The 7,438-nt window shown below is 71.1% G+C and carries 8 protein-coding genes and 1 pseudogene; 4 read left to right on the top strand and 5 right to left on the bottom strand.

Going from position 1 to position 7,438, the window contains the following annotated elements; all coding sequences use genetic code 11:
• Positions 1-300 (bottom strand): annotated as a pseudogene (locus F3J18_RS34360) (hypothetical protein); the annotation flags it as partial.
• A 122-nt stretch (positions 301-422) separates the two neighbouring features.
• Here F3J18_RS34360 and F3J18_RS34365 point away from each other — a divergent pair.
• A complete protein-coding gene (locus F3J18_RS34365; RefSeq protein ID WP_205195678.1) occupies positions 423-1,538 on the top strand; it encodes a flavodoxin family protein in 1,116 nt (371 codons plus the stop codon).
• 218 nt (positions 1,539-1,756) lie between these two features.
• Entirely contained in the window at positions 1,757-2,893 is a 1,137-nt protein-coding gene (locus F3J18_RS34370; RefSeq protein ID WP_013690743.1) for a glutathione-independent formaldehyde dehydrogenase, read from the top strand.
• A gap of 90 nt (positions 2,894-2,983) precedes the next feature.
• Here F3J18_RS34370 and F3J18_RS34375 read toward each other — a convergent pair whose 3' ends face one another.
• The 4 genes from F3J18_RS34375 to F3J18_RS34390 form a co-directional block, all read right to left on the bottom strand.
• Entirely contained in the window at positions 2,984-3,220 is a 237-nt protein-coding gene (locus F3J18_RS34375; RefSeq protein WP_205195680.1) for a hypothetical protein, read from the bottom strand.
• Positions 3,213-3,440: a hypothetical protein gene (locus F3J18_RS34380; RefSeq protein WP_166916544.1), complete on the bottom strand. Its 228-nt coding sequence runs from the start codon at positions 3,438-3,440 to the stop codon at positions 3,213-3,215. The genes F3J18_RS34375 and F3J18_RS34380 overlap by 8 nt, the downstream gene beginning before the upstream one ends.
• 282 nt (positions 3,441-3,722) lie before the next feature.
• Positions 3,723-4,040 (bottom strand): hypothetical protein, encoded by a 318-nt coding sequence (locus F3J18_RS34385; protein ID WP_152554289.1) that lies wholly within the window; start codon positions 4,038-4,040, stop codon positions 3,723-3,725.
• Between the two features lie 231 nt (positions 4,041-4,271).
• A complete protein-coding gene (locus F3J18_RS34390; RefSeq protein WP_166916546.1) occupies positions 4,272-4,784 on the bottom strand; it encodes a BON domain-containing protein in 513 nt (170 codons plus the stop codon).
• A gap of 183 nt (positions 4,785-4,967) precedes the next feature.
• Here F3J18_RS34390 and F3J18_RS34395 point away from each other — a divergent pair, with 183 nt between their 5' ends.
• A complete protein-coding gene (locus F3J18_RS34395) occupies positions 4,968-6,050 on the top strand; it encodes a catalase family protein (RefSeq protein WP_166916548.1) in 1,083 nt (360 codons plus the stop codon).
• A gap of 181 nt (positions 6,051-6,231) precedes the next feature.
• Complete coding sequence (locus F3J18_RS34400; RefSeq protein ID WP_025097204.1) at positions 6,232-7,134, top strand: SDR family oxidoreductase; 903 nt, start codon at positions 6,232-6,234, stop codon at positions 7,132-7,134.
• The last annotated feature ends 304 nt before the right edge of the window (positions 7,135-7,438 follow it).

A 7,438-nucleotide genomic window follows, 5' to 3' on the forward strand; every position in this document is an offset into this window, starting at 1 on the left:
CGCGCCGCCGCCGTTGCGCGAATCGCTGCCGCGCGGGGACGCGCCGCGTGAATCGGGCGAGCCGCGATGCGCGCCGGCATGGCCGGCGGCGCGATTGTCCGGCTGCACCGCGCCGCCCTTCTCATGCACGGCGTTCGGGCTTTCTCCATGCGGCTGGGAAGCACCCGAGGGCAATTGCGAGCGTCCCGGCACGCCCGGCGCGATGTTCTGGGCCGAAGCCGCGCCCGGCGCGCCGGCCGCCGCCGCGAACGCGCCCGCCGTGACGACGATGCGCAGGATGGCTCGATATCGGCTGTTCATGGCGTTCTCCTCCCAAGTGGATTGATAGGAACGCCAGCAGCAAGCCGCGTTCCGCCGCGCCAGCGACGCGGGCATCGCGCTTGCGCGCTCGATGTGTCATCACCTTGACCGCGCGAGCCACCATGAAGCCGACATCCCCACCCGAATCCCCCTCTTCCCCCGGCGAGCAGCCTGTCGAGGTCCGTCGCGGCCAGGTCGAGTCGATGCTCTCGCGCAAGGCGTTTCGCGAACGCTATCGCGCGCGCTTCCACGATCCGGCCTTTCGCGGCGAGGATGCCGCCATTGCGCGGCTCGAGGCGATCGCCTGGGACGCCTATTCGAACGGGCGCAAGTCGCCGCTCACGCACGCGGCCGGCCCCGGCTTCGCCGATCCCGGCTACGCGCTCTCGGACGAATGGCGCGCCGCGCGCGAGCGGATCGAACAGGCACAGGCGCGGCAAGCCGATCCGGCCTCGCCCTCGCGCGTGCTGGTGGTCAACGCGTCCTCGCGCAACGACTACACCTGCCCGGGCGAGATGTCGAAGAGCTTCCGGCTCAGCGGCATCCTGCGCGAAACGCTGGAAAACCGCGGCTGCGAGGTCGACCTGCTCGACCTGTCGCGGCTCGCCTCCGATCCCGACCTGCACATCCATCCCTGCAAGGGCTGCGTGTCCAGCGCGATGCCGCTGTGCCACTGGCCCTGCAGTTGTTATCCGAACCACTCGCTGGGCCAGGTGAACGACTGGATGAACGAGATCTACGCGTGCTTCGCGGCCTGCCACGGCGTGATCTTCGTCACGCCGGTGTACTGGTACCAGGTCAGCAGCCCGCTGAAGCTGATGATCGACCGGCTGGTCTGCGCCGACGGCGGCAATCCCGATCCGAGCTCGACGCACGGCAAGCAGGTCGAAGCGGCCAAGCGGCTCGAGCTGGCCGGCTGGGATTATCCGAAGCACCTGGCCGGGCGCGCCTATGGCGTGATCGTGCACGGCGACGTGGCCGGCATCGAGCCCTCGCGTCGCGCGCTGAGCGACTGGCTGGACTGGACCGGCCTGGTCGAATCGGGCGCGAAATCGCGCCTGGATCGCTACATCGGCTATTACGAGCCCTATGCCACCAGCCACGCGACGCTCGATCGCGACGAGGCGCTGCAGCAGGAAACCGCGAACGTCGCCGAGGCGGTGGCGGCCAACGTGGCGCGGCTGCGCCAGGGTCATGCACCGCCCGACGCCGAACTGCCGACGCCGCGTGCCAAGTAGCGCGGCGCAGGCCGATCCGCTTCATCGGCCCGCGCCGCCCATCCGTTTCGCCAATCCTTTGTAGCGAGTGCTCGTTCACCACTTCCGCGCCGCGCCAGCCGTCACGACGGGCCGCGGCGCACGCGCGGCGCGCGGCGGCACGCCCCCTGCTGCCTCGTGACAGGCAAACCCGGCCACGGCAACCGCCGCGCGCCCCAATCCAGTCACCGGGAGCCACCATGAAAGCACTTGTCTACGAAGGGCCGAGAAACGTCACGGTCAGGAACATGCCGGACGCGAGGATCGAGAAACCGACCGACGTGCTGGTGAAGATCACCACCACCAATATCTGCGGATCGGACCTGCACATGTACGAGGGCCGCACCGACATGGAAGCCGGCCGCATCCTCGGCCACGAGAACCTCGGCGTGGTGATCGAGGTCGGCCAGGGCGTGGAGCGCGTCAAGGTGGGCGACCGCGTCTGCCTGCCCTTCAACATCGGCTGCGGCTTCTGCAAGAACTGCGAGCGCGGCCTGACCGGCTTCTGCCTGACCGCCAACCCCGGCATGGCCGGCGCGGCCTATGGCTTCGCCGGCATGGGCCCCTACAGCGGCGGCCAGGCCGAGCTGCTGCGCGTGCCCTTCGGCGACTTCAACTGCCTGCTGCTGCCGCCCGACGCCGAGGAAAAGGAGAACGACTACGTGATGCTGTCGGACATCTTCCCCACCGGCTATCACGCCACCATGCTGGCCGGCGTCGAACCCGGCGACAGCGTGGTGATCTACGGTGCGGGGCCGGTCGGACTGATGGCGGCGATGTCGGCGCGCCTGCGCGGCGCCGCCAAGGTGATGGTGGTCGACACCCATGCCGACCGGCTCGCGCTGGCCGAGCGGCTCGACGCGATCCCGATCGACGACAGCGACGGCGGCGCGATCGATCGCGTGCTGGAGCTGACCGGCGGCGAAGGCGCCGATCGCGGCTGCGAATGCGTCGGCTACCAGTGCAGTTGCCACGGCCGCGAGGTGCCGCATGCCACGCTCAATGCGCTGGTCAAGGCAGTGCGGCCGACCGGCGGAATCGGCGTGGTGGGCGTGTTCGTGGCCGAGGATCCGGGCTCGCCGGACAAGCTGGCCCAGCAGGGCAAGCTGGCCTTCGACTTCGGCCCGTTCTGGATGAAGGGCCAGCGCATCGCCACCGGGCAGGCCAACGTCAAGGCCTACAACCGCAAGCTGCGCGACCTGATCCAGGCCGGCCGCGTGCAGCCCTCGCGGATCATCTCGCACGAATTGCCGCTGGAGCAGGCGCCGGAAGGCTACCGGAAGTTCGATGCGCGCGAGGACGGCTGGACCAAGGTGGTGCTCAAGCCGGCCGCGTAGGCGGCGACGATCGCGGCATCGATGGCGGCATGGCCGGCGGCGTGCCGCGCCTCCTCGCGAGACAGGCGGCGAGCGGCTCGCCGCCGCGTTTCAACGACGCCGCACGGCCGCCACGAACAGCCCGAGCGCGACCACCAGCAGCGCGATGCAGCCGATCCGCTCGACCAGCGCCATCGCGCTCGACACGCCCGCGCCGGACGTGCCGGCGAAGATGCCGAAGCCGCGCACGCCGGCGATGACCGCCACCAGCAGACAGACGGCCGCGTAGCGCAGCATGGCCAGCGGCCGGCCCCGGCTCGATGCCGGCTCGGTGGGCTGCTCAGGCATGGCGCGCGCCGTGCGGGCCACGATCCGCTGCCCGCCCCGGCAGGGTCCGCCGGGCCGCGTTGACCGGCAGCGGCGGCACGCGTTCGGGATCGCGCAGCGGTTCGGGGGGCGTCTCGGGCAGGTCGTCCTGCTCCGGCAGGTCCTCGACGTCGGGATCGGGCATCGGCGGGATCTGGGTCGGGGACATGCGGAAGGTCCGGCCGGAATGGATTCGGTTCATCGTCGCTCCTGTGGGCGGTGGGTGAAGCCAGGAAGCGCGCAAGACATGTACCGCGGATAGTGCGCTGCGCGGCGGCACCGATGGCGCTCGATTGCGCCGGCAATGCAATGCCGGCCGACAGGATCGATCGCGCCGGCAGCGATCCGAGCGATCGCATCGCTCGCCGGCGCGATTCCGCCCCTGGTCACCGCATCGAAGCGGGCCTCGTCGCTCCGGCCTGACGCATCAAGGCGCGCGTCATGGCGCGCCGCTGGAGCGGGCCTTGATTCGCCGCGCTCACGGTCAATTGCCGTTGGCGGGACGATTGCCGCTGCCGGCGCCCGACATGCTGCTGCCCGCGCCGCCGGGCGCCATCGGGTGCATGCCGGGGTCGGTGCGGCTGCGCATCGCCGCGCCGCTGTCCTGGCCCTGTGTGCCCGAGGCCGGGTAATGCGGATCCTCGCCGCGCGCGCCGGGCGGGGTGCGCGTCGGCGCCTGGGTGGTATCGGTCGGCGCGGGCCGCATGGTGGTCTGTGCCTGGGCGCCGGCGGACATGCCGGCCAGCACCAGCAGCGAAGCGGCCGTGGCCGCGCGAAGCAAGGGTCGGGGGATGCGATGCATGGGAAGGATCTCCTTCGGACTGAGGAAATCCAGGGCACGCAATGGGTGTTCCGGAGATGTGACAGATCGGCGACAAGCCGGCGAGGCATCCCGGCTGCACGACGATGGCCAGCGGCAGGGCCCGGATCCATCGCCGCGCGAGGAACCGGGGCGCGGCACGGCCGGCGGTTTTGACAAGTCTTGCAGAAAGTACCGCGTCATCCGACGCGCCGACGCGCATCGATGCCGCCATCAGCCCCGCCCGCGCTCCCGCTTGCCCGGCGCGGGCGTCGAGCCGGGTTCGTCCGAGTGGGTGACGGTGCGGCGCTCGGGCGTCAACACCACCGAGGCACCGCCGATCGGTTCGACCGCGATCCGGTTGTCCACGCTCGCCACCGCGGGGCATTGCGCGGCGGCATGGCCGATCGCCTCGCGCAGCGCGTCGGTCGGCACCTTGCCTTCCAGCGTGACGTGCGCCTGGCGCACGGCGATCGAGACGCGGCCCGCGCCGGCATCCAGAACCGGGGCGATCGCCTCGCGCACCGCGCGGTCGATCCCGGCATCGTCGTCGCGGCCCTCGCGCGGGACCGCCGGATTGTGCGGATCGTTGCGCGGCGCGCCGGGCTCGTCGTCCGCGCCGGAGGCCGCCGTCATCAGGCTCGGCCCCGCCCCGCCTGCGGCGGGCCCCTCGGTGATCGGGAGCGCGCCGAGGCGGCGCCAGTCCAAGCCCGCATGATGCGCGGCGAAATGAAGTCGGAATGTCATGGTGGCCTCCACGAAACAGGGTGGTCGGGGGTAATCGGCGATTCGCGCGGCTGGCTCTCGAGCGCGGGGCCATCGCGCGATCAACGCCATCGATACGCAATCAACACGCAAGCATCGTGCCGCCCTCTCCCGGGCACATCGATTGCGCGAAAGCGGGATTCCAGCCGATCCTCCGGAGTCCAGATGAACGTGCCCCAGTTGCGCATCCAGCCCCTGCCATTCGACCCGATGTTCGAGCGGATCCCCGACGATGAGGCCGACACCACCCGGCAACTGCTTGCCGCCCTCGAGGACATCCAGGCCACCACCTCGCGCGACTACGCGCATGCGGTGCGCAGCGTGCATGCCAAGAGCCACGGCCTGCTGGAAGGCGAACTGACGGTGGACGGCGAGCTTCCGCCGGCGCTGGCGCATGGCGTGTTCGCGCGTCGCGGCAGCTATCCCGTGACGCTGCGCCTGTCGACCAACCCCGGCGACGTGCTGGACGACGCGGTATCGACGCCGCGCGGCCTGGCGCTGAAGATCGCCGAGGTCGACGGCGAACGCCTGCCGGGCAGCGAGGTGCATACCACGCAGGACTTCGTGATGGTCAACGCCCCGGCGTTCGCGGCGGCGACACCGAAGGCCTTCGTGCGCAGCCTGGCGATGCTGTCGAAGACCACCGATCGCGCGCCCGGCGGCAAGAAGGCGCTGTCGGCCGTGATGCGCGGCGCCGAACGCGCGCTCGAAGCGCTCGGCGGCGAAAGCGCGATGCTGAGGAATCTCGGCGGCCATCCGGCCACGCACATCCTCGGCGAGCGCTTCTACACCTGCGCGCCCTGCCTGCACGGGCCGTATTTCGCCAAGCTCGCCGTGGTGCCGGTGTCGCCGGAACTGCTGGCCTTGCGGGACGCGCCGATCGACCTGAAGGGCCGGCCGAACGCCTTGCGCGAGGAAGTCGAGGCCTTCTTCGCCGTGCACGGCGGCGAATGGGAGCTGCGCGTGCAGTTGGCCACCGACATCGAGAAGATGCCGATCGAGGATGCCTCGGTGGTCTGGCCGGAAGACCTGAGCCCGTATCTGCGCGTCGCGACGATCCGCGTGGCGCCGCAACCGGCCTGGAGCGGAGCGCGCTCGGCGGCGATCGACGACGGCATGGTGTTCAGCCCCTGGCACGGGCTGGCCGCGCATCGTCCGCTGGGCGGCGTGATGCACGTGCGCCGCAGCCTCTACGAAGCTTCCGCCGCGTATCGCAGCCGCTTCAACGGCTGCCCGGTACACGCTTGATACGCGCGGCGCCAGCCACGCCGCCGCCCCGGCTTCGGGCGAGGCAAGGCGCGCCGCATGGCACCGCATCGAAGCGGCTCGCCATAGGTGCACGACGGGGCACGGTCGTTGCGTCGACAACGAACCACGCGCCGGCGAACACCACGGCACCCGACTTTCATCTGCCAGGAGGAACCGATCCATGACCGATCACACCGACCAGACCACCATGCGCGACCCGCTCACCCAGTACCCGCGCCCCGACTTCGAGAAGCAGCCGCAACCGGCGCCGGGCCTGGCCCGCGAGATGCGCCCGAAGCCCGACCACGGCGAGCAGAGCTATCGCGGCTCGGGCCGCCTGAAGGGCCGCCGCGCCCTGATCACCGGCGCCGACAGCGGCATCGGCCGGGCCGTGGCGATCGCCTTCGCGCGCGAGGGCGCGGACCTCGCCCTGAACTACCTGCCCAGCGAGGAAGCCGACGCGCGCGAGGTGGTGGAGCTGGTCGAGGCGGCCGGCCACAAGGCCATCGCGCTGCCCGGCGACATCGGCGAGGAGGCCTTCTGCCAGCGGCTGGTCGACGAGGCCGTGGCCAACCTCGGCGGGCTCGACATCCTCGTCAACGTGGCCGGCAAGCAGGTCTATGTCGAGAAGATCGCCGACCTGCCCACCGAGCAACTCGAGGCCACCTTCCGCACCAACGTGTTCGCGATGTTCTGGCTCTGCAAGGCGGCCCTGCCGCATCTGCCGCCGGGCGCGACCATCATCAACACCACCTCGATCCAGAGCTACCAGCCCAGCCCCGGCCTGCTCGACTACGCGTCGACCAAGGCCGCCATCACCGCCTTCACGCACGCCTTCGCCAAGCAGGTGATCGACCAGGGCGTGCGCGTCAACGCGGTGGCGCCGGGGCCGATCTGGACCCCGCTGCAGCCGAGCGGCGGCCAGCCCCAGGAAAAGGTCGAGGTGTTCGGCTCGGAAGCGCCCATCAAGCGCCCGGGTCAGCCGGCCGAGCTCGCGCCCGTCTACGTGCTGCTGGCCTCGCAGGAATCGAGCTACGTGACCGGCGAGGTGTATGGCGTGACCGGCGGCAATCATCTGCCCTGAGCGGCGGCGCGGGGAAAAATGACAAGGCGGGCAATTTCCGCCGGGTTGCGGAATCGACGCGGCCGGCACGCGCCTGCCCCGGTGCCGGGCGTGCCCGGCACCGGGAGCCGGCATCGCGCTTGCTCGCCGATATCGATCACGGCATGAACAGGGAGGGACCATGACGCCAAGCCCGCAAACCCAGCCTCGCAGCGATCCGCCGCGGCAACCGGCGCCGCGCCGCCCGGCCGCGGCGCGTGCCCCGGCGCAAGCCGCCCGGCGCGATCGCGTTCCGGATCTCGCCGAGCTCGATGCCCTGCTGGCC

The organism is Burkholderia sp. Ax-1720 (assembly GCF_011753035.1).
In the GTDB taxonomy this organism is placed as follows: Bacteria; Pseudomonadota; Gammaproteobacteria; order Burkholderiales; family Burkholderiaceae; genus Burkholderia; species Burkholderia gladioli.

Bases quoted from the DNA above. Each gene is read 5' to 3' on its own strand.
- F3J18_RS34365 (WP_205195678.1), top strand. From the start codon at position 423: ATGAAGCCGACATCCCCACCCGAATCCCCCTCTTCCCCCGGCGAGCAG.
- F3J18_RS34370 (WP_013690743.1), top strand. From the start codon at position 1,757: ATGAAAGCACTTGTCTACGAAGGGCCGAGAAACGTCACGGTCAGGAAC.
- F3J18_RS34375 (WP_205195680.1), bottom strand. From the start codon at position 3,220: ATGCCTGAGCAGCCCACCGAGCCGGCATCGAGCCGGGGCCGGCCGCTG.
- F3J18_RS34380 (WP_166916544.1), bottom strand. From the start codon at position 3,440: ATGAACCGAATCCATTCCGGCCGGACCTTCCGCATGTCCCCGACCCAG.
- F3J18_RS34385 (WP_152554289.1), bottom strand. From the start codon at position 4,040: ATGCATCGCATCCCCCGACCCTTGCTTCGCGCGGCCACGGCCGCTTCG.
- F3J18_RS34390 (WP_166916546.1), bottom strand. From the start codon at position 4,784: ATGACATTCCGACTTCATTTCGCCGCGCATCATGCGGGCTTGGACTGG.
- F3J18_RS34395 (WP_166916548.1), top strand. From the start codon at position 4,968: ATGAACGTGCCCCAGTTGCGCATCCAGCCCCTGCCATTCGACCCGATG.
- F3J18_RS34400 (WP_025097204.1), top strand. From the start codon at position 6,232: ATGACCGATCACACCGACCAGACCACCATGCGCGACCCGCTCACCCAG.